Source organism: Burkholderia sp. BCC1972, from assembly GCF_905339605.1.
In the GTDB taxonomy this organism is placed as follows: Bacteria; Pseudomonadota; Gammaproteobacteria; order Burkholderiales; family Burkholderiaceae; genus Burkholderia.
On the sequence record NZ_CAJPGH010000022.1, the window covers coordinates 108,946 to 135,141 of the forward strand.

Sequence of the window (26,196 nt, forward strand, 5' to 3'; positions counted from 1 at the left end):
AGGCGGCGGCCAGCCAACAAAAAAGCGACCCGAGGGTCGCTTTCTTCATCGCTTGCGCTGAACGCCGGTCACGCGAAGGCGGTCTGCGCGTCGAACGCGAAGCCCTTCGGCGCAGCCTGCGGATCGTCGAACGTCACGATCTCGTACGCGTCTTCGTGCGCGAGCAGCTCGCGCAGCAACGCGTTGTTCAGGCCGTGGCCCGACTTGTACGCGGTGTACGACGCCAGCAGCGGATGACCGATCACGTACAGGTCGCCGATCGCGTCGAGCATCTTGTGCTTCACGAATTCGTCGTCGTAGCGCAGCCCGTCGTTGTTCAGGATGCGGTACTCGTCGAGCACGATCGCGTTGTCCATGCTGCCGCCGCGCGCCAGGCCGATCTCGCGCAGCATCTCGGCTTCGTGCGCGAAGCCGAACGTACGCGCACGCGCGATCTCGCGCACGTACGACGTGGTCGCGAAATCGACTTCGAGCTCCTGGCCCGTCTTGTCGACGGCCGGGTGGCGGAAATCGATCGAGAACTTCAGCTTGAAGCCGAAATACGGATCGAGACGCGCGAACTTGTCGCCGTCACGGATTTCGACCGGCTTCTTCACCTTGATGAAGCGCTTCGGCGCGTTCTGCTCCTCGATGCCGGCGGACTGGATCAGGAACACGAACGTGGCCGCGCTGCCGTCCATGATCGGGATTTCCTCGGCCGTCACGTCGACGTACAGGTTGTCGATGCCGAGGCCCGCGCACGCGGACATCAGGTGCTCGACGGTCGACACGCGCACGCCATCCTTCTGCAGCACCGACGCGAGCCGCGTATCGCCGATCGACATCGCCGATGCGGGAATGTCGACCGGCGTGGGCAGGTCGACACGTGAAAAGACGATGCCCGTGCCAGGTGCGGCGGGACGGAGCGTCAACTCGATCTTGTGACCCGAGTGGACACCGATACCCACGGTCTTGACGATGGACTTGATGGTGCGCTGCTTCAACATGGTGTTCTTCGTCTTGATTGAAAACATCAATCAGGAGTTATATTCGATAGGCGGGATTATAGCGTAATTCCCTATTCAACGCTGTTTGAAACTGCGTATCAATCTGTTTCGACAGTTTACCCGCGCCGATACGGGACGGGCCGATGTCCGGAACGGAGGCGTTTCCGGTCATCAGCCCGTGTTACAACTGCCCTGAGGCCGGTGAGCAGCGTTGCCGGCAGGCAACGGCGCACCGCACGATCAGGACGTCAACGTCGCGAGAACACTCGCCGCATCGCTCACTTCGAATTTGCCTGGCGCCTCGACGGCCAGCGTCTTGACCACACCGCCGTCAATCACCATCGCGTAGCGCAGGGAACGAATTCCCATGCCACGCGCGGACAAATCCTGTGTCAGCCCCAGCGCATGAGTGAAAGCCGCGCTGCCGTCCGCCATCATGCGCACCTTGCCCGCGGTGTGCAGATCACGTCCCCATGCGCCCATCACGAATGCGTCGTTGACGGACACGCACCAGATCTCGTCGATACCCGCCGCGCGCAGTTGCTCGGCGTGTTCGACATAGCCCGGTACATGCTGCGCCGAGCAGGTCGGCGTGAACGCGCCCGGCAATCCGAAGATCACCACCCGCTTTCCCGCAACCTGGTCGCGCACGCTGAAGGCGTTCGGCCCCAGCGTGCACCCTTCGCGCGCGTCGTCGATGAACTCGAACAATTGCGCGTCGGGCAGCGCGTCGCCCACTTGAATCATGGCTGGTCCCTCATAGCGATACGGTTTTTCAGCGTGTTGCGGACAGCACGGCCCATCCCGCCCCGCCTGAGCGAAGAGGGCACGTTTCCCGGCCCGGCGTCGCAGCCGACGCGGCCTGTCGTGGTCCGTAGCATCCGTCACGCCGGCGATACCGCGGCAGTTTCGCCGCGGCTTCGCCTGTGTTTGCGTCAGTCAGCCTGCTTGCGCAGGAAAGCCGGGATGTCGTACGTGTCGACACCCTTCTCCTGCAGCGCCTGCACGTGCGATGCCGCGGTTTCGCGCGAATTGCGCCACACTGCCGGCGTATCGAGCGCGCCGTAGTCCGCCGTGCTGACGTGATGAGCCGGTGCATAGCCGTGCGACACCGCGCTGACCGGCTGGTTGTCCGTACCCGTGCGCAGCAGCGTCATCGGTGCCGACTGCTGCTTCTTCGCCGCACGGCCCAGACCCGTTGCCACGACCGTCACGCGCAGCGCATCGCCCATTGCGTCGTCGTACACCGCACCGAAGATCACCGTCGCGTCTTCCGCCGCGTAGCTCTTGATCGTGTTCATCACTTCGCGCGTTTCCGACAGGCGCAGCGAACGGCTCGACGTGATGTTGACCAGCACGCCGCGCGCGCCCGACAGATCGACGCCTTCGAGCAGCGGGCTCGCCACGGCCTGTTCCGCCGCGAGGCGTGCGCGATCGACGCCGGCAACCGTCGCCGTGCCCATCATCGCCTTGCCCTGCTCGCCCATCACCGTCTTCACGTCTTCGAAGTCGACGTTCACGAGGCCGTCGACGTTGATGATTTCCGCGATGCCTGCCACCGCGTTGTTCAACACGTCGTCCGCGCACTGGAAGCACTTGTCCATCTCGGCGTCGTCGCCCATCACGTCGAACAGCTTGTCGTTCAGAACGACGATCAGCGAGTCGACGTGATCCTCCAGTTGCTGCGAGCCTGCTTCAGCGACGCGCATGCGCTTGCCGCCTTCGAACTCGAACGGCTTGCTGACGACACCCACCGTCAGGATGCCCATCTCCTTCGCGATCTGCGCGACCACCGGTGCCGCGCCCGTGCCCGTGCCGCCGCCCATGCCGGCGGTGATGAACACCATGTGCGCGCCGCGCAGTGCGTCGGCGATGCGCTCACGCGCTTCTTCCGCTGCCGCACGCCCCATTTCCGGCTTCGCACCGGCGCCGAGGCCCGTGTTGCCAAGCTGGATCACCGACGATGCACGCGAACGCGACAGCGCTTGAGCGTCCGTGTTCATCACGATGAAGTCGACGCCCTGCACGCCGCGGTTGATCATGTGCTGAACGGCATTGCCGCCAGCGCCGCCAACGCCGACCACCTTGATGATGGTGCCGTTGGTTTCGGTTTCCAGCATTTCGAATTCCATGTTGCCTCCGTCAAGAGAATAACTGCTACTCGGCCGTTATTCGGCAGGAGATCGGGCAACCCCCTGTCGCGCGCCAGCCGCCGGCACCAGCGCGAATTTCGATTCGATTCGTCAGAAGTTGCTCAGGAACCATTCCTTCATCCGCGAGAACACCTGCCCCGCGTTGCCGGACTGCACGGCGACCTTGCGGCCGCGCATGCGCTGGGCACTGCCTTCGACGAGCAGCCCCATCGCCGTCGAGTAGCGCGGATTGCGCACGACGTCGGAGAGGCCGCCTGCATATTCCGGCGCGCCGATGCGCACCGGTTTCAGGAAAATGTCTTCGCCGAGCTCGACCATGCCGGGCATCATCGACGCGCCGCCGGTAATGACCACGCCGGAGCTCAGGAGTTCTTCGTAACCCGACTCGCGCACGACCTGCTGCACGAGCGAGAACAGTTCCTCGACGCGCGGCTCGATCACGGCCGCGAGCGCCTGGCGCGACAGCGTGCGCGGGCCGCGTTCGCCGAGGCCCGGCACTTCGACCATTTCGTCCGGATCGGCGAGCGCCTGCTTCGCGATCCCGTAGCCGACCTTGATGTCTTCCGCATCCGGCGTCGGCGTGCGCAGCGCCATCGCGATGTCGCTCGTGATCTGGTCGCCGGCGATCGGGATCACCGCGGTGTGGCGGATCGCGCCTTCGGCGAAGATCGCGATGTCCGTCGTGCCGCCGCCGATGTCGACCAGCACCACGCCGAGATCCTTCTCGTCTTCGGTCAGCACCGCCAGCGACGACGCGAGCGGCTGCAGGATCAGGTCGTTCACTTCCAGCCCGCAGCGGCGCACGCACTTGACGATGTTCTGCGCGGCGCTCACCGCGCCCGTCACGATGTGCACCTTCACTTCGAGGCGGATCCCGCTCATCCCGATCGGCTCGCGCACGTCTTCCTGGCCGTCGATGATGAATTCCTGCGTGAGGATGTGCAGCACCTGCTGGTCGGTCGGGATGTTGATCGCCTTCGCGGTCTCGATCACGCGCGCGACGTCCGTCTGCGTGACTTCCTTGTCCTTGATCGCGACCATCCCGCTCGAGTTGAAGCTGCGGATGTGGCTGCCCGCGATCCCCGTGAACACGTTGGTGATCTTGCAGTCGGCCATCAGCTCGGCTTCCTCGAGCGCGCGCTGGATCGACTGCACGGTGGCCTCGATGTTGACCACCACACCTTTCTTCAGACCCTTCGACTCGCTCTGGCCGAGACCGATCACCTCGTAGTGACCCTCGCCCTTCAGCTCGGCGACGATGGCCACCACCTTCGACGTGCCGATGTCGAGGGAAACCAGCAGATCCTTGTAGTCTTTGCTCATAAAGTGCTCTTGCGTGTGATCTCTCGTTACTTCTTGCGCTTGTCGGTATCGGTCAGGAACCGCATGCCTGCCGCGCGAATCGCGAATCCGTTCGGATAACGCAGGTCCGCGTACTCGATGTCGTTGCCCCAACGCTCCGTGACGGCCGGCCAGGCGGCAACCAGGCGCTGGCTCCGGTCATGCAGCGTGTCGCTGTTGCGTTCCTTGCCCAGCTCGACCTGCATGCCGTTCGACAGCTTCACCGTCCACGCGTACCGCGCCGACAGCGTCACTTCTTCCGGCGCCGCCTTCAGCGGCGCAAACCATTTCCCGAAGTCGCGATACCGCGTGACGACTTCCTTCGCACTGCCTTCCGGGCCGTCGAACGCCGGCAGCTCCTGCTCCAGCTCGCCCTGGTTCGCGGTGAACAGCTCGCCGTCGACGCTCACCAGCTGATCGCTGCCCCAGGTCCCGAGCGGTTTGTACTCCTCCAGCGTGACAGCCAGCGCATTCGGCCACACCCGGCGCACGCTCGCATGACGCACCCACGGCATCTGCTCGAACGCGGCGCGCGCCGTATCGAGATCGACCGTGAAGAAATTGCCCTTCAGCCGGCCGACCACGCCCGCGCGCACCGTCGGCGAGTTGATGTGCTCGGTATCGCCGTCGATCCGGATTTCCCGCAGCGCGAAAGTCGGGCGCTGGATCAGCCAGTAGCAGCCGGCCGCCGCCAACACGAGCAGCAGCAGCGCATACAGCGCGCTGGCGGCAAGGTTGAGTTGGCGAACGTTGTTCCACATACGTCGTTCCGTTCCTGCGTCAGTCGTTGAGCGTGAGCGACAGCACCTTCACGACCAGCTCCGAATAGCCGATGCCGACCGCGCGCGCGGCCTTCGGCGGCAGCGAGTGGTCGGTCATCCCGGGGGCCGTGTTCACTTCCAGGAAATACGCATTGCCGGCCGCGTCGAGCATGAAATCCGCCCGGCCCCAGTCGGTGCAGCCGAGCACGTCGAACGCGCGGCGCGCGATGCGCTTCAGTTCCGCTTCCTGTTCGGCCGGCAGGCCGCACGGGATCAGGTACTGCGTATCGTCGGCGACGTACTTCGCGTGGTAGTCGTAGAACTCGCCCGCCGGCACGATCTTGATCAGCGGCAGGTCGAGATCGCCGGCGATGCACGCGGTGTATTCGCCGCCGCCTTCGATGCTCTTCTCGACGATCACGATCTTGTCGTGCGTCGCGGCTTCCGCGAGCGCAGCCGGCAGCGCGTCGGCCGTCTTCACCTTCAGCACCGCGACGCTCGAGCCTTCGCTCGCCGGCTTCACGAACAGCGGCAGGCCGAGCTTCGCGACGATGTCGGTCGCGCGCGCGGCCAGGTCGTCGCCGCGCATCACCGTCTCGAACGGCGGCGTCGGCACGCCCGTCTGCTGCCACACGAGCTTCGTGCGGAACTTGTCGAGGCCGAGCGCCGAACCGAGCACGCCGCTGCCCGTGTAGCGGATGCCGTAGAAATCGAGCGCGCCCTGGATCTGGCCGTTCTCGCCGTAGCCGCCGTGCAGCGCGTTGAACGCGCGCACGAAACCTTCGTCCTTCAGCGCCGACAGCGGCCGCTCGGCCGGGTCGAACGGATGCGCATCGACGCCCGCGTCACGCAGGCCCTGCAGCACGAGGCGGCCCGAGGTCAGCGACACCTCGCGCTCGGCGGATTCGCCGCCGAACAACACCGCCACCTTGCCGAAACGTTTCGGATCGATTCCGCTCATGTCAGCCTCCGCCGGGCCGCCCCAAGGAGGCTGACCGCCCCCGCGGGGGGCAGCGAACGAAGTGAGCGTGGGGGTCGTTTCATGTCATGCCTTCTGTTGTGTGTGTTGCACGAGCTTCGCCGGCACGCCGCCGATCGAACCCGCACCCATCGTGATCACCACGTCGCCGTTCTGCGCGACCTTCGCCAATGCGTCCGGCACGTCGTCGACCGTCGCGACGAACACCGGGTCGACCTTGCCCACCGCGCGTAGCGCACGCGACAGCGCGTCGCCGCTGGCCGTCGGAATCGCCGCTTCGCCGGCCGCGTAGACTTCCGTCAGCACCAGCGCATCGACCGTCGACAGCACGTTGACGAAATCGTCGAAGCAATCGCGCGTGCGCGTGTAGCGGTGCGGCTGGAACGCCAGCACGAGGCGGCGGCCCGGGAACGCGCCGCGTGCGGCCGCGATCGTCGCGGCCATCTCGACCGGGTGATGGCCGTAGTCGTCGATCAGCGTGTACTGGCCGCCGTCCGCGGTCGGCACCTCGCCGTAACGCTGGAAGCGCCGGCCGACGCCGTTGAATTCCGCCAGGGCCAGCTGGATCGCGTCGTCCGACACACCGAGATCGGTTGCGATCGCGATCGCCGCAAGCGCGTTCTGCACGTTGTGCAGGCCCGGCATGTTCAGCACGACCGCGAGCGGCGCGCGCCCTTCGCGAATCACCGTGAAGTGCATCCGGCCGTCGCGCGCGTCGATGTCTTCCGCGCGCACCTGCGAGTCCGGCGACAGGCCGTAGCGCACGACCGGCTTCGAGATGAACGGGATGATCTGGCGCACGTTCGGATCGTCGACGCACACGACCGCGCTGCCGTAGAACGGCAGGCGCTGCGTGAATTCGATGAACGCCTGCTTGAGCCGCGCGAAATCGTGGCCGTAGGTATCCATGTGGTCGGCGTCGATGTTCGTGATGACTTCGATCACCGGATACAGGTTCAGGAACGACGCATCCGACTCGTCGGCTTCGGCGACGATGAAGTCGCCCGTGCCGAGCCGCGCATTCGCGCCGGCGCTGATCAGCCGGCCGCCGATCACGAAGGTCGGATCGAGGCCGCCCGCCGCGAGCACGCTCGCGACGAGGCTCGTCGTCGTGGTCTTGCCGTGCGTGCCGGCGATCGCGATCCCCTGCTTCAGGCGCATCAGTTCCGCGAGCATCACCGCGCGCTGCACGATCGGCACGCCCTGGTGGCGCGCGGCGAGCACTTCCGGGTTGTCCGAGCGCACGGCCGTCGACACGACGACCGCGTTCGCGCCTTCGATATTCGCCGCGTCGTGGCCGATCGCGATCCGTGCACCGAGCGCCTGGAGGCGATCGGTCACCGCATTGCGCGACAGGTCCGAGCCGCTGACCTCGTAGCCGAGGTTGACGAGCACTTCGGCGATGCCGCTCATGCCCGCGCCGCCGATCCCGACGAAATGAATGTGTTTGACGATGTGTTTCATTGCAGTGTTTCCAGGTTCGCGCCGGCCGCCTTCGCGCACACGCGCGCGACTTCGTCGGTGGCCTCGGGCTTCGCCAGCGAGCGCGAACGTTCCGCCATGTCCGCGAGCGACGCCCGAGACTGGCCGCGCAGCCAGTCGGCAAGCAGTTCCGCCGACAGGTCGCGTTGTTGCACCAGCACGGCCGCGCCCGCATCGGCGAGGAACGCGGCATTGGTCGTCTGGTGATCGTCGACCGCGTACGGGAACGGCACGAACAGCGCCGCCACGCCCACCGCCGCGATCTCCGACACCGTCATCGCGCCCGACCGGCAGATCACCAGATCCGCCGCCGCATACGCGGCCGCCATGTCGTCGATGAACGGCACGAGCCGCACGTCTTCGCCGGCCGCGAAACCGGCCGCTTCGTAATTCGTCTTCAATGCCTCGATGTGCTTCACGCCGGCCTGGTGCACGACGCGCGGGCGCTCGCCCGGCGTCAGCAGCGCCAGCGCGCGCGGCACGACTTCGTTCAGCGCGGCCGCACCGAGGCTGCCGCCGACGACCAGCACGTTCAGCGGGCCGCTGCGCGACGCATAGCGTGCTTTGGGCGGTTCCGTGCGCGCAAGTTCCGCGCGAATCGGGTTACCCGTCCATTCCGCGTGCGGCAGCGCGCCGGGGAACGCGACGAGCACGCGCTTCGCGAGTTTCGCGAGCACCTTGTTCGTCAGCCCCGCGATCGAATTCTGTTCATGCAGCACGAGCGGGCGCCCCGACAGCGCGGTCATCACGCCCGCCGGGAACGTGATGTAGCCGCCCATCCCGAGCACGACGTCCGGCCGCACGCGGCGCAGCGCGCCGAGGCTCTGCCAGCAGGCGCGCAGCAGGTTGACCGGCAGCGTCAGCTTGGTCTTCAGGCCCTTGCCGCGCAGCCCGCCGAACCGGACGTATTCCATCGGAATGCCGTGCTTCGGCACGAGCGTCGCTTCCATCCCGGCCGGATTGCCGAGCCATACGACGCGCCAGCCCGCCGCTTCCATCCGGTGCGCGACCGCGAGCCCCGGGAACACGTGGCCCCCGGTGCCGCCTGCCATCACCATCAGCGTGCGTTGCGACGCGGTCATACCTTCCCTCCGCGCATCAGCACCCGGTTCTCATAGTCCACCCGCAGCAGCACCGCGAGCGCCACGCAGTTCAGCAAAATTCCCGAGCCGCCGTAGCTCACGAGCGGCAGCGTCAGGCCCTTGGTCGGCAGCAGCCCGAGGTTCACGCCCATGTTGATGAACGTCTGCGCGCCGAACCAGATGCCGATGCCCTTCGCCATCAGGCCCGCGAACGTGCGGTCGAGCGCGAGCGCCTGACGGCCGATCTCGAACGCGCGGCGCACGATCCAGTAGAACAGCAGGATCACGACCAGCACGCCGACGAAGCCGAGTTCCTCGCCGATCACCGCGAGGATGAAGTCGGTATGCGCTTCGGGCAGGTAGTTCAGCTTCTCGACACTGCCGCCGAGGCCGACGCCGAACCACTCGCCGCGACCGAATGCGATCAGCGAGTGCGTGAGCTGGTAGGCCTTGCCCTGCGCGTAGCGCTCGTCCCACGGATCCAGGTACGCGAAGATCCGCTCACGACGCCACGGCGACAGCCACACGAGCATCGTGAACGTGCCGACCGCCGTCGCGACGAGGCCGCCGAACAGCTTGCCGTTCACGCCGCCGAGGAACAGCACGCCCATCGCGATCGCGGCGACCACCATGAACGCACCCATGTCCGGTTCGAGCAGCAGCAGCGCACCGACCAGGCCGACCGCGAATGCCATCGGCAGGAAGCCCTTCGCGAAGCTCTGCATGTATTCCTGCTTGCGCACCGTGTAGTTCGCTGCGTAGATCGTCACCGCGAGCTTCATGATTTCCGACGGCTGCATGTTCGTGATGCCGAGCGGAATCCAGCGGCGCGCACCGTTCACGCCCTTGCCGACGTGCGGGATCAGCACGATCACGAGACCGACGAGCGCGATCAGGAAGAGATGCGGCGCGTACTTGTCCCACGTCGACACCGGCACGCGGAACGCGATCACCGCCCCGATGAACGCGACGGTGAGCGAGATGCAGTGACGCATCAGGAACGCGTAATCGTGATACGACGCGTATTTCGGGGAATCGGGCATCGCGATCGACGCCGAATACACCATCACGACGCCGAGCCCGAGCAGCGCGATCGCGACCCACAACAGCGAGTAGTCGAAGTCGAGCATCCGCGAACGGCTCGGGCGCACGCCGTTGACGACGCTCGCGAGGCCGCCCGTCGCGGCGCGCGTGGCCGATGCGACGCGACCGCCCGCGGCATTGCCGCCGGTGTCGCGCCGGTCGTTGAAACGGGAGACGAGGCGATCGGACCAGCTCATGGCGTCGCTCCTTTGTCGAGGGCGATTTCGTCGACCGCCGCGCGGAACACATCCGCGCGATGGGCGTAGTTCCTGAACATGTCGAGGCTCGCGCATGCGGGCGACAGCAGCACCGCATCGCCCGGCTCCGCGAGGTCCGCCGCCGCGTGCACCGCACCTTCGAGCGTCGCGTGGTCGGCGAGCGGCACGCCGGTTTCGGCGAGCGTATCGCGGATCGCCGGCGCGTCGCGGCCGATCAACATCACCGCGCGGCACCAGCGTGCGACCGGCGCGACCAGCGGCGCGAAATCCTGGCCCTTGCCGTCGCCGCCCGCGATCAGCACGATCTTCTGGGCGAGCCCGTCGAGCGCGGCCACTGTCGCACCGACGTTGGTGCCCTTGCTGTCGTCGACGTAGTCGACGTCGTCGATCGTCGCGATCACTTCGACGCGATGCGCTTCGCCGCGGTATTCGCGCAGCGCGTGCAGCAGCGGTGCTGCCGGCAGGTCGATCGCGCGTGCGAGCGCGAATGCGGCCAGCGCGTTCGCCGCGTTGTGCAGGCCGCGAATCCGCAGCGCGTCGGCCGGCATCAGGCGCTTCTGCGCGATGTCGGGCGTATGCGCATCGCGCTTGCGCCGGCGGGTCGTCGTCACTTCATCCGGCGCGTCGCGATCGACGGCTTCCACCAACCACGCGATGCCGTTGTCGCGCGACAGCCCGTAGTCGCCGTCCTGCACCGGTTCGTTCAGGCCGAACGTGACCGTGCGCGGCGCGTCGGCCGCCCCGGCTGCCGGCGCGAACTTCATCACGGCCGCATCGTCGCGGTTCAGCACGCGCGTGGTCGTCGCGCCGAAGATCCGGCCCTTTGCCTGCGCATACGCGTCGAAGCTGCCGTGCCAATCGAGGTGGTCCTGCGTGATGTTGAGGATCGCGGCCGCGTCGGGCGCGAACGTGCGTGCGGTCTCGAGCTGGAAGCTCGACAGTTCGAGCACCCACACGTCGGGCAGCGCCGTTTCGTCGATCGCGTTCGCGAGCCGGTCGAGCATGGCCGGGCTGATGTTGCCCGCGACCGCGACCTTCCGGCCCGCGCGCTGGCACAGCAGGCCCGTGAGGCTCGTCGTCGTGGTCTTGCCGTTGGTGCCGGTGATCGCGAGCACCTTCGGCTGGTAGCCGCTCGTGCCGAGCGCGCGCAGCGCCTGCGCGAAGAATTCCAGCTCGCCCCACACCGCGATACCGCGCTCGTTCGCGGCCGTGACCAGCGCCGCGAGTGCCGGCTCCAGCGGCGACAGCCCGGGGCTCAGCCCGACGATCTCGATGCCGCCGTCGAGCAGCGCGGGCGTGAACGCGCCGCCGACGAATTCCGCATCGATGCCTTCGGCCTGCAGCGCGGCAAGGTTCGGCGGCGCCTCGCGGGTATCGGCAATACGCAGCCGGCACCCGTGCCTCGCGCACCATCGCGCGATCGCGAGACCCGATTCACCGAGCCCCAGTACGAGCACCATCGGCCGTTGCCGATCTCCAAACATCTCGCCAGACATCCTTGTTACCTTTCCTTTACCGCAGCTTGAGGGTGGTCAGACCGAACAGGCACAGCATCAGCGTGATGATCCAGAAACGCACGACCACCTGCGTTTCCTTCCAGCCGGACAATTCGAAATGGTGATGCAGCGGCGCCATCTTCAGCAGGCGCCGCCCTTCGCCGTAACGCTTCTTCGTGTACTTGAACCACGAAACCTGCAGCATCACCGACAGCGTTTCCGCGACGAAGATGCCGCCCATGATGAACAGCACGATTTCCTGGCGCACGATCACCGCGACCGTGCCGAGCGCGCCGCCCAGCGCCAGCGCGCCAACGTCGCCCATGAACACCTGCGCGGGGTGCGTGTTGTACCAGAGGAACGCGAGCCCTGCCCCGCCCATCGCGGAACAGAAGATCAACAGTTCGCCCGCGCCCGGGATGTGCGGGAACAGCAGGTATTTTGAATACACCGCGCTGCCCATCACGTACGCGAACACACCGAGCGACGCGCCGACCAGCACGACCGGCATGATCACGAGACCGTCGAGGCCGTCCGTCAGGTTCACCGCGTTGCTCGCGCCGACGATCACGAAGTAGGTCAGCACGATGAAGCCCCAGACCCCGAGCGGGTAGCTGATCGACTTCAGGAACGGCAGCATCAGGTCGGCACGCGCCGGCAGCCCCATCGACAGCCCGCTCCGCACCCACGCCATGAACAGGTCGAACACGCGCACGTTGTTCGCCTCGGACACGCTGAACGCGAGGTAGACGGCCGCGAACAGCCCGATCACCGATTGCCAGAAATACTTCTCGCGCGACGACATCCCGCGCGGGTCCTTGTGGACGACCTTGCGGTAGTCGTCGACCCAGCCGATCACGCCGAAACCGAACGTGACGAGCATCACGATCCAGATGAAACGGTTCGTCAGGTCGCCCCACAGCAGCGTCGCGACCGCGATGCCGATCAGGATCAGCACGCCGCCCATCGTCGGCGTGCCGGACTTGACGAGGTGGGTCTGCGGGCCGTCCTTGCGCACGGCCTGCCCGACCTTCATTTGCGTCAGCTTGCGGATCACCCAGGGTCCGCACACGAGCCCGATCCCGAGCGCGGTGATGGTGGCCATCACCGCCCGGAACGTGAGGTACGTGAACAAGCGCAAAAAGCTTGCGTCACCTTGCAGCCATTGCGCCAGCGCCAGCAGCATGCTTCCTTCCTTCTACTCAGTGTGCAGCGGGCGTCGTGCCCGCCGCGGGTTGGTTCGTCAGCGCGTCGACCACGCGCTCCATCTTCATGTACCGCGAGCCCTTCACGAGCACCGTCGCCTGCGCGCCGTAACCGGCCGCGAGCAGCGCCGCCACGAGCGCGCCGACGTCGTCGAAATGGCGAGCGGTTGCGCCATACGCGGCGCACGCATCGCGCGACGCGTCGCCGAGCGCGAACAGCGCATCGATCCCGCGATCGCGCGCATAGGCGCCGATCTCGCGGTGGAACGCCGGCCCTTCGTCGCCGACTTCGCCCATGTCGCCGATCACCAGCACGCGCGGCGCCGGATGCGCGGCGAGCACGTCGATCGCGGCCCGCATCGAATCGGGGTTCGCGTTGTACGTATCGTCGACGACCGTCGCGCCCGCGAGGCTGCCGGCGATCGCCTGCTTCACCTGCAGCCGGCCCTTGACCGGTTCGAACGATTCGAGGCCCTGCCGAATCGCCGGCAGCGCGACGCCGGCGCCCAGCGCGGCGGCCGTCGCGGCCAGCGCGTTGCGTGCGTTGTGCTCGCCGAGCGCGCGCAGCCGTACCGTGACGGCACCTGCCGGCGTGTCGATCGCGAGTTCGCCGCCGTGCAGGCGGCCGATGACCTGCGCGTCGTTCTGCCGTTCGGCGTCGTGCAGCGCGAAATCGAGGATCCGGTTGCCGGTCGACGCGACGCGCCAGATGCCCGCGTACGCATCGTCGGCCGGGAACACCGCGACGCCGTCCGGCGGCAGCGCGTGAATCACGGCCGCGTGTTCGAGCGCGACGGCTTCCACCGTCGCCATGAATTCCTGGTGCTCGCGCTGTGCGTTGTTGACGAGCGCGACCGTCGGCGCCGTGAGGCGCGCGAGGACTTCGGTCTCGCCCGGGTGGTTCATCCCGATCTCGATCACCGCGAGACGATGCTGGGCCGACAGGCGCAGCAGCGTCAGCGGCAGGCCGACGTCGTTGTTCAGGTTGCCTGCCGTTGCGAGCCGCGCGTCGGCGCCGACCGCCGCCGCGAAGATCGACGCGATCATTTCCTTGACGGTCGTCTTGCCGTTGCTGCCCGTCACCGCGACGAGCGGCAGCGGGAATCGCATGCGCCAGCCGTGTGCGAGCGCGCCGAGCGCGGCACGCGTTTCGCTGCCGACGATCGCCGGCAGCGTGACGCCGGCCGGCACGTGCGCGACGAGCGCCGCGGCGGCGCCGCGCGCGGCGACGTCACCGAGGAAGTCGTGCGCGTCGAAGCGTTCGCCTTTCAGCGCGACGAACAGGTCGCCCGGACCGGCCGTGCGGCTGTCCGTCGACACGCGGTCGAACGTGATGCCCGCGTCGCCGTGGACGGTTGCGCCGGGAATCAGGCGGGCGGCTTCGCCGAGACTGAGCATCGTCATTCGCCGCCTCCCTTGCCGTGCGTCGCGCGCGCTGCCAGCGCGAGCCGCGCGTGATCCTGGTCGGAGAATGTACGCTTCTTGCCCATGATTTCCTGCGTGGCCTCGTGGCCCTTGCCGGCCAGCACGACGACATCCTCGCGTGCTGCGCCGCGCACGGCCTGCAGGATCGCGCTCGCGCGATCCTCGATGCGGCGTGCACGATCGGGGGCGGTCATGCCCGCGACAATCTGGTCGATGATGCGCTGCGGATCCTCGCTGCGCGGGTTGTCGCTCGTGACGACGGCCTCGTCGGCGAACCGTTCCGCGATCGCGCCCATCAGCGGGCGCTTCGTCGCATCGCGATCGCCGCCGCAGCCGAACATGCAGACGAGCCGGCCGCCGCGCGCCGTGGCGATCGGACGCAGCGCGTCGAGCGTCTTTTCGAGCGCGTCGGGCGTGTGCGCGTAGTCGATCACGACGAGCGGTTCATCGTTCTGCAGCCGGCCGCCGAGCCGCTGCATCCGGCCGTTGACGGACTCGAGCCGCTCGATCTCGGCGAGCGCGGCGTCGAACGGCACGTCGGCCGCGAGCAGCGAGCCGAGTACGGCCAGCAGGTTGCTGACGTTGAACGTGCCGAGCGTGCCGACTTCCACGTCCGCGTCGCCCCACGACGAACGCAGGCGGAATGCGGTGCCGGTCGCCGTGGCGCGCACGTCGCTCGCGACCAGCTCGCGATCGGCGTCGGGGGCCGGCGCATCGCCGATCCCGTACGCGATCGTGCGCACACGGCCGGCCAGCTTCTCGAGCAGGCGCCGGCCGGCCGCGTCGTCGCGGTTGATCACCGCCGCGCGCAGGCCGCGCCACGCGAACAGCTTCGCCTTCGCGGCTTCGTACGCATCGAACGTGCGGTGATAGTCGAGGTGATCCTGCGTGAGGTTCGTGAATACCGCGATATCGAAGGCCGTGCCGTTCACGCGGCCCTGATGCAGCGCGTGCGACGACACTTCCATTGCCACGGCCTTCGCGCCCGCGTCGCGCAACTTCGCGAGGCTGCGCTGCAGCTGCGGCGCGTCGGGCGTCGTGAAACCGGTCGGCACGAGCTGGCCGGGCATCCCGGTGCCGAGCGTGCCGATCACCGCGCATGGCTGGTGCAGCGCCGTCAGCGCGGCAGCGATCCATTGCGTGCACGACGTCTTGCCGTTCGTGCCCGTGACGCCGACCGCGAGCAGGCTGTCGCTCGGATCGCCGTACCAGCCGCTGGCGATCTCGCCCGCGAGCTGGTCCAGCGCCGGCACCGCGAGCGCGACGGGTACGACCGGCGCGGCGGCCAGCCCTTCCGGCTGATACAGCACGGCGGCCGCACCTTGTGCGACGGCGTCGGCGATGAAGGCGCGGTTGTCTGCCCCGTCGACCGCATACGCGACGAACACGTCGCCAGCCTTGAGGCTGCGCGTGTCGGCATGCAGTTGTGCCGCGGGGGCCACATGCTGACGCAGCCACGCAAGCGCGGCTGCGATCTGCTGATGCGCCGGATGGGAACTGCGGGCGGCGCTCATCGAACAACTCCTGGTGAATTACGCGTCGTGCTGGATACGATCATATGCTTCGCACCGCTGCCCGCGGCCAGCTTTTGCGGCCCCGCTGCAGCCGGCGCTGCCGGCGAATCGTCAGACACGACCAGCTGCTTGATCGGCATGTTCGGCGGGACGTTCAGCGCGCGCATCGTGTCGCCGGCGATCGCCGAGAAGACGGGGCCGGACACCTGGCCGCCGAAGTGGCTGCCGGCGGTCGGCTCGTCGACCGACACCGCGACGACGATGCGCGGATTCGGCATCGGTGCCATCCCGACGAACGACGCGCGGTACTTGCGCGTGTAGCCGTGCCCTTCATGCTTGTACGCGGTACCGCTCTTGCCGCCGACGCGATAGCCCGGCACGGCCGCATCCGGCGACGTGCCGCCCGGCGCGACCACCGTCTCGAGCATCGCGCGCACTTCGCGCGCGGTGGTCGGGTTGAACACCTGCGTGCCCGCGACCGGCTGATTGGGGTCGGTCTTGAAAATGGTCACGGGCATCAGCTCGCCGTCGTGCGCGATCGCCGTGTATGCGCGTGCGAGCTGGAACAGCGATACCGACAGGCCATAGCCGTACGACATCGTCGCCTGCTCGATGCGGCGCCAGCTCTTCCACGGCCGCAGACGGCCGGCCACCGCGCCCGGGAACCCGACCTTCGGCGCCTGGCCGAGGCCGATGCTCGTATACATATTCCACATTTCCTCGGGCCGCATCGTCATCGCGATCTTCGTCGCGCCGATGTTGCTCGACTTCTGGATCACGCCGCCGACCGTCAGCGTGCCGAAACCCGCGTCGTCGGTGATCGGCGCGCCGTCGAGCACGAAATGCCCGTTGCCGGTTTCGACGAGCGTATTCGGCGTCACGCGGTGCAGGTCGAGCGCGAGCGACACCGTGAACGGCTTCATGATCGAGCCCGGCTCGAACACGTCGGTCATGATCCGGTTGCGCAGCTGCTCGCCCGTCATGCGCGAGCGGTCGTTCGGGTTGTACGTCGGGTAGTTGACGAGCGCGAGCACCTCGCCGGTACGCACGTCGACGACCATCGCCGCGCCGGCCTTCGCCTTGAACTTCTCGACGGCGGCCTTCAGGTTCGCGTACGCGATGTACTGGATCTTGCTGTCGATCGACAGGTCGACGTCGGTCCCGTTGTGCGGCGGGACCTGCTCGGCGACATCCTCGACGATGTGCCCCATCCGGTCCTTGATCACGCGACGCACGCCCGACGTGCCGGACAGCATCTTCTGGTCGCCGAGCTCGACGCCTTCCTGCCCTTCGTCCTCGACGTTCGTGAAGCCGATCAGGTGAGCGGTGATCTCGCCTTCCGGATAGAAACGCTTGTATTCGTTGCGCTGGTAGATGCCGGGGATGTCGAGCGCGGCGACCTTGTCCGCGACGTCGAGCGGCACCTGGCGCTTCACGTAGACGAACCCCTTGTCTTCCGACAGCTTCACGCGCAGTTCCTTCGGCGTCATGCCGAGGAGCTTGCCGAGCTGGTTGACCTTGTCGGCGTCGAGATCGTCCGGCACCGCGTCGGGAATCGCCCAGATCGCGCGCACGGGCAGGCTCGTCGCGAGCACGAGCCCGTTACGGTCGAGGATCTTGCCGCGCGTCGCGGGCAGTTCGAGCGTGCGCTGGTAGCGGCTCTCGCCCTGCTTCTGGTAGAACGCGTTGCCGGGCCCCTGGATCCAGAACGCCCGCGCGGCCAGCGCGACGAACGCCATGAACAGCAGGAACACGACGAACTTCGAGCGCCACATCGGCAGGTGCACGCCGAGCACGGGGCTCGACGAGAACTTCACGTTCTGGCGCTTCGGCGACGGCTTCATCGCGCGCCTCCCTTGCCCTTGCCTGCCGTGTCGGCCGAAGCCGGGATCGGCGCGTCGATCGCCTTTGCGGCGCCCGCCGGCAGCGTCAGGTATTGCGTGCGGCCGGTCGAGATCGGCTGCATCTTCAGCGAATCGTTCGCGAGCTGCTCGATGCGCGACGTCTTCGACAGCGCGCTCTGCTGATATTGAAGCTGCGCGTAGTCCTGCTGGAGCTGACGCTCCTGCGACTGCGCGCGCTGCAACTGGATGAAGATCTGCCGCTGCTGGTTCGTCGAGTTGACGACCGACAGCGCGCAACCCATCACGATGATCAGCAGGAAGATATTGAAGCGGCTCATGGCGTGACGCGCTCCGCAATGCGCATCACGGCCGAGCGGGCGCGCGGATTCTCGGCGACTTCCGCGTCACTCGGAAACTGGCGGCTGATGATCTTGAGCGGCGGGCTCGGGAGGTCGACGGCACGGATCGGCAGGCGACGATCGACCGCAGGCGCACTCGCGTGCGCCTGCATGAATCGCTTGACGATCCGGTCCTCGAGTGAATGAAAGCTGATGACCACCAGCCGCCCCCCTTGCTCCAGCAACGACAGTGCCGCGTCTAGTACGACTTGCAGGTCCGCAAGCTCTTGATTGACGTGAATCCGTATAGCCTGAAAGGTGCGGGTTGCCGGATCCTTGCCCTTCTCACGGGTTTTGACGACGTGACCCACGATTTGGGCAAGCTCGCCCGTGGTGTCGAGAGGCCCAAGACGGTCGGACTCTGCCCGGCGAGCAACAAGCGCCTTTGCAATCTGAAAAGCAAACCGTTCTTCCCCATAATCCCGTATCACCTCCGTCAATTCCTGCACCGAAGCCCGCGCGAGCCATTCGGCCGCCGACTCGCCACGCGTCGGATCCATTCGCATGTCCAGCGGACCATCGGCGCGGAAGCTGAAGCCACGCGCCGGATCGTCCACCTGCGGCGAGGACACGCCCAGGTCCAGCAACACACCCGCCACCTTCTCGACGCCGCGCGCCGCAAGCGCGTCGCGCATCGATGCAAAGCTGTCGTGCACGATCGAGAAGCGCGCATCCTCGATGCCCTGGGCCGTCTCGATCGCCCTCGGATCCTTGTCGAACGCGATCAGCCGTCCGCCCGCCGCCAGCCGCGCGAGCACCGCGCGGCTATGACCGCCCCGCCCGAACGTTCCGTCGACGTACACGCCGTCCGGCCGCGTCACGAGCGACTCGACCGCTTCATCCAACAGCACCGTCCGATGCCGCAGTTCATTTCCCATCGCGGGCGTCTCCGTCACCGCAATCAGAACGTGAAATTCTTCAGCGCGTCGGGCATGCCCTGCGCCATCGCTGCCTGCTCCTTCGCGTTGTAGGTTTGCGAATCCCACAGCTCGAAGTGACTACCCATTCCCAACAACATGACTTCCTTTTCCAGTCCGGCTGCCATGCGCAGCTCGGGCGATACAAGAATCCGGCCCGCGCTGTCGAGATCGACATCCATCGCATTGCCGAGAAAAATTCGCCGCCACCAGTGCGCGTCCATCGGCAGCGCAGCGATCTTGGCGCGGAATACTTCCCATTCGGGGCGCGGAAACAGCAACAGGCAGCCGTCCGGGTGCTTGGTCACAGTCACCCGTCCTTCTGCCTGTCCTTGCAGCGCTTCGCGATAGCGAGCCGGCACCGACATCCGCCCTTTCGCATCGAGCGTCAGCGCCGACGCCCCTTGGAACACGTTCCGCTCTCCCGTTCAGGGCACCGAAGCACCCGCTCAATGCTGAGAATTTAGCCCGAATAGCCTGCTAAATCACACAAAAATACACTTTCTCACACTGTCTCCCACTTTAGAGGAAGGGTGTGGCACGGTCAAGGGAGCGGCCCGCTTTTTTGACGAATTTTGTTAGTTAGAACAAGGACTTACGCGCACATGCTCATGCGGCCCCTCATTCCAAAAACCGTTATAAATGAATGAGCTAGTGCAACTTGTGAAGGTGATACGTGAGAAAGACGGCCCAGACAGGCGTGCGGACGGGGCTTTTGGGGGCGGGAAAACGAGGAGTCGGCGGGCGATATCGGGGGCGGCGAACCGGGGCGGGCTCACACCCACCCCGGCGCAAAACTCAGAGATAGTACGCAGTGCTCGTCATGACTTTCGACGCGGCGCGCATCAGCATCCGCGCGGGCAGCGGCAGCTCGATCCCGCCTGCGTCGGTCGCGGCCTTGCCGTGCTTCACCTCGTCGATCCGCATCTGGTCGACGATCGCGCGCGACGCCGCGTCGGTCGCCGGCAGCTCGGACATGTGGCCTTCGAGGTGATTCTCGACCTGCCGCTCCGTCTCGGCCATGAAGCCGAGGCTGACCTTGTCGCCGAGCGTGCCGGCCGCCACGCCGATCGCGAGCGCGCCGGCGTACCACAGCGGGTTCAGCAGGCTCGGGCGCGAATCGAGTTCCTTCAGGCGGTGCGCGGTCCACGCGAGGTGATCCTCCTCCTCGCGCGCAGCCTCCTCGAACATCGCCTTCGCCGACGCCGTGCGCGCGGTGAGCTTCTGCGCCTGGTAGAGCGCCTGCGCACAGACCTCGCCGACATGGTTCACGCGCATCAGGCCGGCGGCATGCGTCCGTTCCGCGGGCGTCAGTTCGACGTCCGGCGCCTTGGCCGGCGCGGGCACCGGCCGGCTCATCCGGCTAATGCCGGTCAGCGATCGCAAGCCGCGATCGAATTCGCTGATCAGTTCATCCAACACGTTCCTGTTCTCCTGGCTGCAGGTGCCGCCGCGAGCGGCAAGGGCACGAGTCCGCTGCGTAACCGACTTGATTATTCAGCGGAAATTGCGGTTAACCCGTGATTTTAACCATTGTTGCATAAAGGAAACATGGCGGCCTTGCGCTACGGCATTTCGCTTTGTGGCAAAAAACGGTTTTGCTACATTACGTCCGACTTCTTGCGAAGTTGATGGGGCCCGTCAACAGAACATAACTATCTGCCCCGCCAAAAAAATTCAGTGATTCTTGGAGATCCGTTAATGAAAAAGTCGCTTCTCGCGCTCGTCGCGCTGGGCGCGTTCGCTGGCGCTGCTCAAGCGCAAAGCAGCGTGACGCTTTACGGCATCATCGATGAAGGCCTGCTGTTCAACAACAACGCAGGCGGCAAGCACCTGTACAGCATGGCGAGCGGCGTGATGCAAGGCAGCCGCTTCGGCCTGCGCGGCACCGAAGACCTCGGTGGCGGCCTGAAGGCGATCTTCACCCTCGAAAACGGTTTCGACGTGAACAGCGGCAAGCTCGGTCAGGGCGGCCTGATGTTCGGTCGCCAGGCTTACGTCGGCCTGTCGAGCCAGTTCGGCACGGTCACGCTCGGTCGTCAGTACGACTCCGTCGTCGACTTCGTCGGCCCGCTCGAGGCAGGCGACCAGTGGGGCGGCTACATCGCCGCTCACCCGGGCGACCTGGACAACTTCAATAACGCCTATCGTGTGAACAACGCGGTCAAGTTCACGAGCCAGAGCTACGGCGGCTTCACGTTCGGCGGCCTGTACAGCTTCGGCGGCCAGGCAGGCCAGTTCTCGAAGAACCAGGTCTGGTCGCTCGGCGCAGGCTACAACAACGGCCCGCTGGTCCTCGGCGTCGGTTACTTGAACGCACGTACGCCGAACCAGTTCGGCGGCATGTTCAACAACGGTTCCGCATCGTCGTCGGTTTCGTCGCCGATCTACGGCGGGTACGCGAACAACGCGAACACGTACCAGGTCATCGGTGCTGGCGGCGCCTACACGTTCGGCGCGGCAACGATCGGCGCGACGTATTCGAACACGAAGTTCAAGGGCTTCTCGGCAGGCCCGTTCGTGAACCAGACCGCGACGTTCAACAACGGCGAAATCAACTTCAAGTACCAGCTGACCCCGGCGCTGATTCTGGGCGCAGCGTACGACTACACGCAAGGCAGCAAGATCGACGGCAACTCGGCAGCCAAGTACCACCAGGGCTCGCTGGGCGTCGACTACTTCCTGTCGAAGCGCACGGACGTCTACGCGATCGGCGTGTATCAACACGCTTCGGGCAACGTGCTCGACGCGAATGGCAACGTCCTGAAGGCAACCGCAGCGATCAACGGTCTCGCGGGTTCGAGCTCGGCCAACCAGGTCGCGGCGCGCGTCGGTATCCGTCACAAGTTCTAATCAGCTTGCCTGGCAAGCCGCAGCATATTGAAGGCGCCTTCGGGCGCCTTTTTCTTTTCCGGTGCGGCGGCAACGCGCGGTCAACGCGCCGGGAATCCGGCTGGCCAATTGCGGCGGTAGCGCCGCCGGTGCACCGTGTGCGCCCGCCGTGTCGGCACATGCGATCGGTCGCCGGTCCGCTGCGGAAAGCGGCGGCTCCCGATCTGCCTCGGCTGCAAATGAAAAAGCCCGGCGTCTGCCGGGCTTGTTCTTCGCTCAACCTCGCGGCGACTTACGCGCGTCCGTCGCGCAGCTCGCGCCGCAGGATCTTGCCGACGTTCGTTTTCGGCAGTTCCGTGCGGAATTCGACCAGCTTCGGCCGCTTGTAGCCGGTGAGCCGCTCCTTGCAGTAGGCCAGGATGTCCTTGTCGGTGAGCGCCGGGTCCTTCTTCACGACGAACAGCTTCACGGCTTCGCCGGAATGCTCGTCCGGTACCCCGACCGCCGCCACCTCGAACACGCCCGGATGCGACGCCACCACGTCCTCGACTTCGTTCGGATACACGTTGAAGCCGGAGACGAGGATCATGTCCTTTTTCCGGTCGACGATCTTCACGTAACCGCGCGCGTCCATCACGCCGACGTCGCCCGTCTTGAAGAAACCGTCCGGGAACATGACCTTCGCGGTCTCGTCCGGCCGGTTCCAGTAGCCGGCCATCACCTGCGGCCCGCGGATGCAGATCTCGCCCGGCTCGCCGAGCGCCACGTCGTTGCCGGCATCGTCGCGGATCGCCACTTCGGTCGACGGCAGCGGCAGGCCGATCGTCCCGCTGTATTCGGTGGCCGTCACCGGGTTGCAGGTCGCCACCGGCGAAGTTTCGGACAGCCCGTATCCCTCGATGATCGCGGTTTGGGTCTTTTCATACCAGCGCTTCGCGACACCTTCCTGGATCGCCATGCCGCCGCCGTTGGCGATCACGAGCTTCGACAGGTCGAGCTGACTGAATTCGGGATGGTTCAGCAGCGCGTTGTACAGCGTGTTGACCGCCGGAATCGTCGAGATCTGATAGCCCTTCAGCTCCTTGATCATGCCGGCGATGTCGCGCGGGTTCGGGATCAGGATGCCCATGCCGCCCGTGCGCATTGTCAGGAAACCGCAGACGGTCAGTGCGAACACGTGATACAGCGGCAGCGCGACGACAGTCACGAACTGTTTCACCTCCGGGTACTTCTCGTGCGCCGGATGGTGCCAGGCGCCGGCCTGCAGCACGTTCGACACGATGTTCCGGTGCAACAGCGTTGCGCCCTTCGCAACGCCGGTCGTCCCGCCGGTGTATTGCAGGAACGCGACGTCGTTCGGGCCGATCGTCTGCGGCTTGAACGCCTGGCGTGCACCTTCCGACAGCGCGGCCTTGAAACGCGTGAACGACGGCAGCTGCCACGCAGGCACCATCTTCTTCACGTTGCGCACCACGTAATTGACGAGCCATCCCTTGATGCCCAGCAGGTCGCCCATCGATGCGACGACGACGTGCTTGATGGCCGTATTGGCGATGACGGACTGCAGCGTCGACGCGAAATTCTCGAGGATGACGATCGCTTCCGCGCCGCTGTCCTTCAACTGGTGCTCGAGTTCGCGCGGCGTATAGAGCGGGTTGACGTTGACGACGGTGTAGCCGGCGCGCAATACCGCGGCAATCGCCACCGGATACTGGAGCACGTTCGGCATCATGATCGCGACGCGCGCGCCGCGCGCCAAGCCACGGGATTGCAGCCATGCGCCGAACTGCCGCGACAGCTTGTCGAGCTCACCGTACGTGATGCCCTTGCCCATGCAGACGAACGCGGTGCGATCGCGATACTGCCGGAAGCTTTCGTCGAGCAGGTCCGGCACGGAAGGATAAGGAGACGCGTCAATTTCGGCTGGAACGCCGGGTGGGTACGATTTCAGCCAAATTTTGTCCATGCCGCGCGTCTCCTCACAGATTTTCGAATGGTCGTGCTAAAACGCATCGTAACGGCCCCCCCGCCCCGAGACAACAGGGTTAGATGTCCACTTCGAACTTCTGGAGACATTCGTCCGATCATAAGGCAACATTCGATCAAATTCGCTCAACTTCCACAAGACAATCGTAAAACGTCGCCGAATTGCCGAGATCGGTCAGCGCCTGGCTCGTCACCTCGTTTGCGTTCCGGCCATCCGGTGACAGTTTCTTCCACCAGATCGATAGCCCGACGACGAGGCCCGCGCGTGCGCGATCGGTAATTCGCGCGAGCGCCTGCATCGATCCGCGATCGTTGAAGATGCGCACCACGTCACCGTCGGCAATGCCGCGCGCCTGCGCGTCGGACGGGTGCATGTCGAGATGCGGCTCGCCTTCCGTCGTGCGCAGGCTGTCGACGTTCACGAACGTGCTGTTCAGGAAGTGACGAGCCGGCGGCGAGATCATCGCGAGCGGATAACGGGCAGCGAGCTCGGGCGCGGCTTCAGCCGATTCGAACGGCGGCAGGTAGTCGGGAACGGGGTCCATGCCCATCTGCTCGAGCCGCGGGCTGTAGAACTCGCACTTGCCTGACGGGGTCCGGAAACCACCGTTCGCGAACGGCGCCTCCGGCAGCTTGAGCTTCAGCCAGCCTTCGCGCTTCAACGTCTCCCAATCGCTGTCGAGTGCCGGGTCGTCCCAGCGGAGCGCCGCGCGCGCGATCTCTTCGTCGCTGTGATACAGCGCCGGCTCGTCGAGCCCCATGCTGCGCGCGATGCCACGGAAAATCTCCGTGTTCGGCCGTGCCTCACCCACCGGCGGAATCGACGGCAGGTTCGCCATCACGTACGTGTGGCCATACGACTTGTGAATATCGAGATGCTCGAGCTGAGTGGTTGCCGGCAACACGATGTCAGCGAAATCGACGGTATCTGTCTTGAAATGTTCGAGAACGACCGTGAACAGGTCCTCGCGAGCAAAACCCGCGGCGACCTTCGAAGAGTCCGGTGCGACCGCTACCGGGTTCGAGTTGTACACGATCACCGCCTCGACCTTCGGCCCGAACGTCGCGTCGCCCGCGTGCAATAGCGCGTCACCGATCGCGTTCATGTTGATGATGCGCGGCAGCTGGTGCGGCCAACCGGGCATCAGGTCCGGACGCAGCAGCGCCGCCTGGTCGACCGGCGCGGATTCCGACGATGAGAGCAACAGCCCGCCGGCCCGATCGCGCCACGCGCCCGTCAGCGCCGGCAGACTTGCAATCGCGCGCACCGCATTGCCGCCACCGCGAACGCGCTGCATGCCGTAGTTGAGGCGGATCGACGCCTTGCGGGTCGCACCGTAGCGACGCGCAAGATCGACCAGCTCCGCCGCATCGACACCGCAAATCTGCGCCACGCGTTCCGGCGGATAGGACATTGCGCGCTCTTTGAGCGCATCGAAGCCAAGCGTATGGTCTGCGATGTAGTCGTGATCGAGCAGGTTTTCGGTCATCAGCACATGCATCATGCCGAGCGCAAATGCGCCGTCGGTACCGGGCTTCAGCGCGATGTGCTGATGGCATTTTTCCGCAGTCAGCGAACGATACGGGTCGATCGCGACGAGACGCGCGCCGCGGCGCTTCGCTTCCTGCGCGCGCGTCCAGAAGTGCAGGCTCGACGCGATCGGATTCGCGCCCCAGATCAGAATCAGCTCGCTTTCCTCGAAATGTTCGAGGTGCATACCGAGACTGCCGCCATACGTGTATCGCAGCCCCGCTGCGCCTGCTGCCGCGCAGATCGTGCGCTCGAGCCGCGATGCGCCGAGCTTGTGGAAGAACCGCTGGGCGATGCCCTCGCCCTGCACGAGCCCCATCGTCCCTGCGTAGCTGTACGGCATGATCGCTTCCGGCGCGCGAGCAGCGATTTCACCGAGACGACGGCCGATCTCGTCGAACGCCTCGTTCCAGCTGATCGGCAGGAAGCGCCCCTCCCCCTTCGCGCCGACGCGTTTGAGCGGTACCGTCAGGCGATCGGGATGGTGCACGCGATCGGCATAGCGGCTGACCTTCGTGCACAGCACGCCTTGCGTCGGCGGGTGGTCGGGATCGCCCGTGACCTTGATCGCCTTGCCGTTCTCGACGGTCACGCGCATCGCGCACGTGTCCGGACAATCGTGCGGGCAGACGGCCCGGGCTACCTGTGTGGCGGCGTTCATCGTTTTGAATGCGGAGAGGGGAATTCGCGAATTTTACGTGGACGCGCCGAATAAAGCGTTCATTTCGTTCGGATCGCGGGTTGCCTGACCGAAGACCGACTGATGACGCGGGGCGCCGTGGAGAACGGGAGGTTGAGCACAGAGCGCGTTTTGATCGACGATGCGCTCAGTAAGCCCGTGAATCGCAACAGATATCAACCAGCAGGAGAAATCGGTACCACGTCTGGTCTTTGGAAGAGTGACGTAGACGACTCCAACGTCGCTTCGCGGCTCCACGCACATTTCTGCCGCGGAAATGCAAG

22 protein-coding genes are annotated in these 26,196 nt (G+C 66.0%); 1 reads left to right on the forward strand and 21 read right to left on the reverse strand.

All coding sequences use genetic code 11. The annotated features are described in order from the left end of the window. Window positions 1-68 precede the first annotated feature (68 nt). The 18 genes from lpxC to coq7 form a co-directional block, all read right to left on the reverse strand. A complete protein-coding gene (gene lpxC / locus U5798_RS27070) occupies window positions 69-986 on the reverse strand; it encodes a UDP-3-O-acyl-N-acetylglucosamine deacetylase (protein ID WP_309290043.1) in 918 nt (305 codons plus the stop codon). Between the two features lie 240 nt (window positions 987-1,226). Then, complete coding sequence (locus tag U5798_RS27075) at window positions 1,227-1,733, reverse strand: peroxiredoxin (RefSeq protein WP_175876567.1); 507 nt, start codon at window positions 1,731-1,733, stop codon at window positions 1,227-1,229. Between the two features lie 188 nt (window positions 1,734-1,921). Next, on the reverse strand, window positions 1,922-3,118 hold the full coding sequence (gene ftsZ / locus U5798_RS27080; protein ID WP_021159911.1) for a cell division protein FtsZ: 1,197 nt from the start codon (window positions 3,116-3,118) through the stop codon (window positions 1,922-1,924). Window positions 3,119-3,229: 111 nt separating this feature from the next. Continuing rightward, window positions 3,230-4,462 (reverse strand): cell division protein FtsA, encoded by a 1,233-nt coding sequence (ftsA, locus tag U5798_RS27085; RefSeq protein WP_006487138.1) that lies wholly within the window; start codon window positions 4,460-4,462, stop codon window positions 3,230-3,232. Between the two features lie 26 nt (window positions 4,463-4,488). After that, complete coding sequence (locus tag U5798_RS27090) at window positions 4,489-5,241, reverse strand: cell division protein FtsQ/DivIB (protein WP_006477014.1); 753 nt, start codon at window positions 5,239-5,241, stop codon at window positions 4,489-4,491. Between the two features lie 19 nt (window positions 5,242-5,260). Next, window positions 5,261-6,202 carry a D-alanine--D-alanine ligase gene (locus U5798_RS27095; protein WP_124455309.1) on the reverse strand — a complete coding sequence of 314 codons (942 nt, stop codon included), beginning with the start codon at window positions 6,200-6,202 and terminating at the stop codon, window positions 5,261-5,263. 84 nt (window positions 6,203-6,286) lie between these two features. Then, the gene (gene murC, locus U5798_RS27100; protein WP_322083772.1) at window positions 6,287-7,684 is read right to left on the reverse strand and encodes a UDP-N-acetylmuramate--L-alanine ligase; all 1,398 of its coding nucleotides are present in this window, start codon (window positions 7,682-7,684) and stop codon (window positions 6,287-6,289) included. After that, complete coding sequence (gene murG, locus U5798_RS27105; protein WP_124455307.1) at window positions 7,681-8,784, reverse strand: undecaprenyldiphospho-muramoylpentapeptide beta-N-acetylglucosaminyltransferase; 1,104 nt, start codon at window positions 8,782-8,784, stop codon at window positions 7,681-7,683. Before murG ends, murC begins: the two co-directional genes overlap by 4 nt. Then, a complete protein-coding gene (gene ftsW, locus U5798_RS27110; RefSeq protein WP_322083773.1) occupies window positions 8,781-10,064 on the reverse strand; it encodes a putative lipid II flippase FtsW in 1,284 nt (427 codons plus the stop codon). Before ftsW ends, murG begins: the two co-directional genes overlap by 4 nt. Then, window positions 10,061-11,569, reverse strand: a complete 1,509-nt coding sequence (murD, locus tag U5798_RS27115) for a UDP-N-acetylmuramoyl-L-alanine--D-glutamate ligase (protein WP_322083774.1) — start codon at window positions 11,567-11,569, stop codon at window positions 10,061-10,063. Before murD ends, ftsW begins: the two co-directional genes overlap by 4 nt. 28 nt (window positions 11,570-11,597) lie before the next feature. Continuing rightward, complete coding sequence (gene mraY / locus U5798_RS27120; protein WP_006477019.1) at window positions 11,598-12,767, reverse strand: phospho-N-acetylmuramoyl-pentapeptide-transferase; 1,170 nt, start codon at window positions 12,765-12,767, stop codon at window positions 11,598-11,600. Window positions 12,768-12,783: 16 nt separating this feature from the next. Next, a complete protein-coding gene (locus U5798_RS27125; protein ID WP_322083775.1) occupies window positions 12,784-14,190 on the reverse strand; it encodes a UDP-N-acetylmuramoyl-tripeptide--D-alanyl-D-alanine ligase in 1,407 nt (468 codons plus the stop codon). After that, window positions 14,187-15,725: a UDP-N-acetylmuramoyl-L-alanyl-D-glutamate--2,6-diaminopimelate ligase gene (locus U5798_RS27130; RefSeq protein WP_322083776.1), complete on the reverse strand. Its 1,539-nt coding sequence runs from the start codon at window positions 15,723-15,725 to the stop codon at window positions 14,187-14,189. Before U5798_RS27130 ends, U5798_RS27125 begins: the two co-directional genes overlap by 4 nt. After that, window positions 15,722-17,569, reverse strand: coding sequence for a peptidoglycan D,D-transpeptidase FtsI family protein (locus U5798_RS27135; RefSeq protein WP_124455302.1), 1,848 nt, complete (start codon window positions 17,567-17,569; stop codon window positions 15,722-15,724). Before U5798_RS27135 ends, U5798_RS27130 begins: the two co-directional genes overlap by 4 nt. Further along, window positions 17,566-17,907 carry a cell division protein FtsL gene (gene ftsL / locus U5798_RS27140; RefSeq protein ID WP_124455301.1) on the reverse strand — a complete coding sequence of 114 codons (342 nt, stop codon included), beginning with the start codon at window positions 17,905-17,907 and terminating at the stop codon, window positions 17,566-17,568. Before ftsL ends, U5798_RS27135 begins: the two co-directional genes overlap by 4 nt. Further along, window positions 17,904-18,845: a 16S rRNA (cytosine(1402)-N(4))-methyltransferase RsmH gene (rsmH, locus tag U5798_RS27145; RefSeq protein ID WP_124455300.1), complete on the reverse strand. Its 942-nt coding sequence runs from the start codon at window positions 18,843-18,845 to the stop codon at window positions 17,904-17,906. The genes ftsL and rsmH overlap by 4 nt, the downstream gene beginning before the upstream one ends. 23 nt (window positions 18,846-18,868) lie before the next feature. Beyond that, a complete protein-coding gene (gene mraZ, locus U5798_RS27150; RefSeq protein ID WP_006487094.1) occupies window positions 18,869-19,297 on the reverse strand; it encodes a division/cell wall cluster transcriptional repressor MraZ in 429 nt (142 codons plus the stop codon). Window positions 19,298-19,682: 385 nt separating this feature from the next. Next, window positions 19,683-20,306, reverse strand: coding sequence for a 2-polyprenyl-3-methyl-6-methoxy-1,4-benzoquinone monooxygenase (coq7, locus tag U5798_RS27155; RefSeq protein ID WP_322083777.1), 624 nt, complete (start codon window positions 20,304-20,306; stop codon window positions 19,683-19,685). 279 nt (window positions 20,307-20,585) lie between these two features. Between coq7 and U5798_RS27160 the strand changes: the two genes are divergently transcribed. Further along, window positions 20,586-21,737, forward strand: coding sequence for a porin (locus U5798_RS27160; protein WP_124455298.1), 1,152 nt, complete (start codon window positions 20,586-20,588; stop codon window positions 21,735-21,737). Window positions 21,738-22,008: 271 nt separating this feature from the next. On the opposite strand, the gene U5798_RS27165 is transcribed toward U5798_RS27160, so the two are convergent. From U5798_RS27165 to U5798_RS27175, 3 genes are all read right to left on the reverse strand, one after another. Further along, window positions 22,009-23,682 (reverse strand): long-chain fatty acid--CoA ligase, encoded by a 1,674-nt coding sequence (locus U5798_RS27165; RefSeq protein WP_124455297.1) that lies wholly within the window; start codon window positions 23,680-23,682, stop codon window positions 22,009-22,011. Between the two features lie 136 nt (window positions 23,683-23,818). Then, the gene (locus tag U5798_RS27170; RefSeq protein ID WP_322083778.1) at window positions 23,819-25,894 is read right to left on the reverse strand and encodes a molybdopterin oxidoreductase family protein; all 2,076 of its coding nucleotides are present in this window, start codon (window positions 25,892-25,894) and stop codon (window positions 23,819-23,821) included. A 33-nt stretch (window positions 25,895-25,927) separates the two neighbouring features. Then, on the reverse strand, window positions 25,928-26,196 hold a 269-nt coding region (locus tag U5798_RS27175; RefSeq protein WP_322083779.1), incomplete at its 5' end, for a hypothetical protein.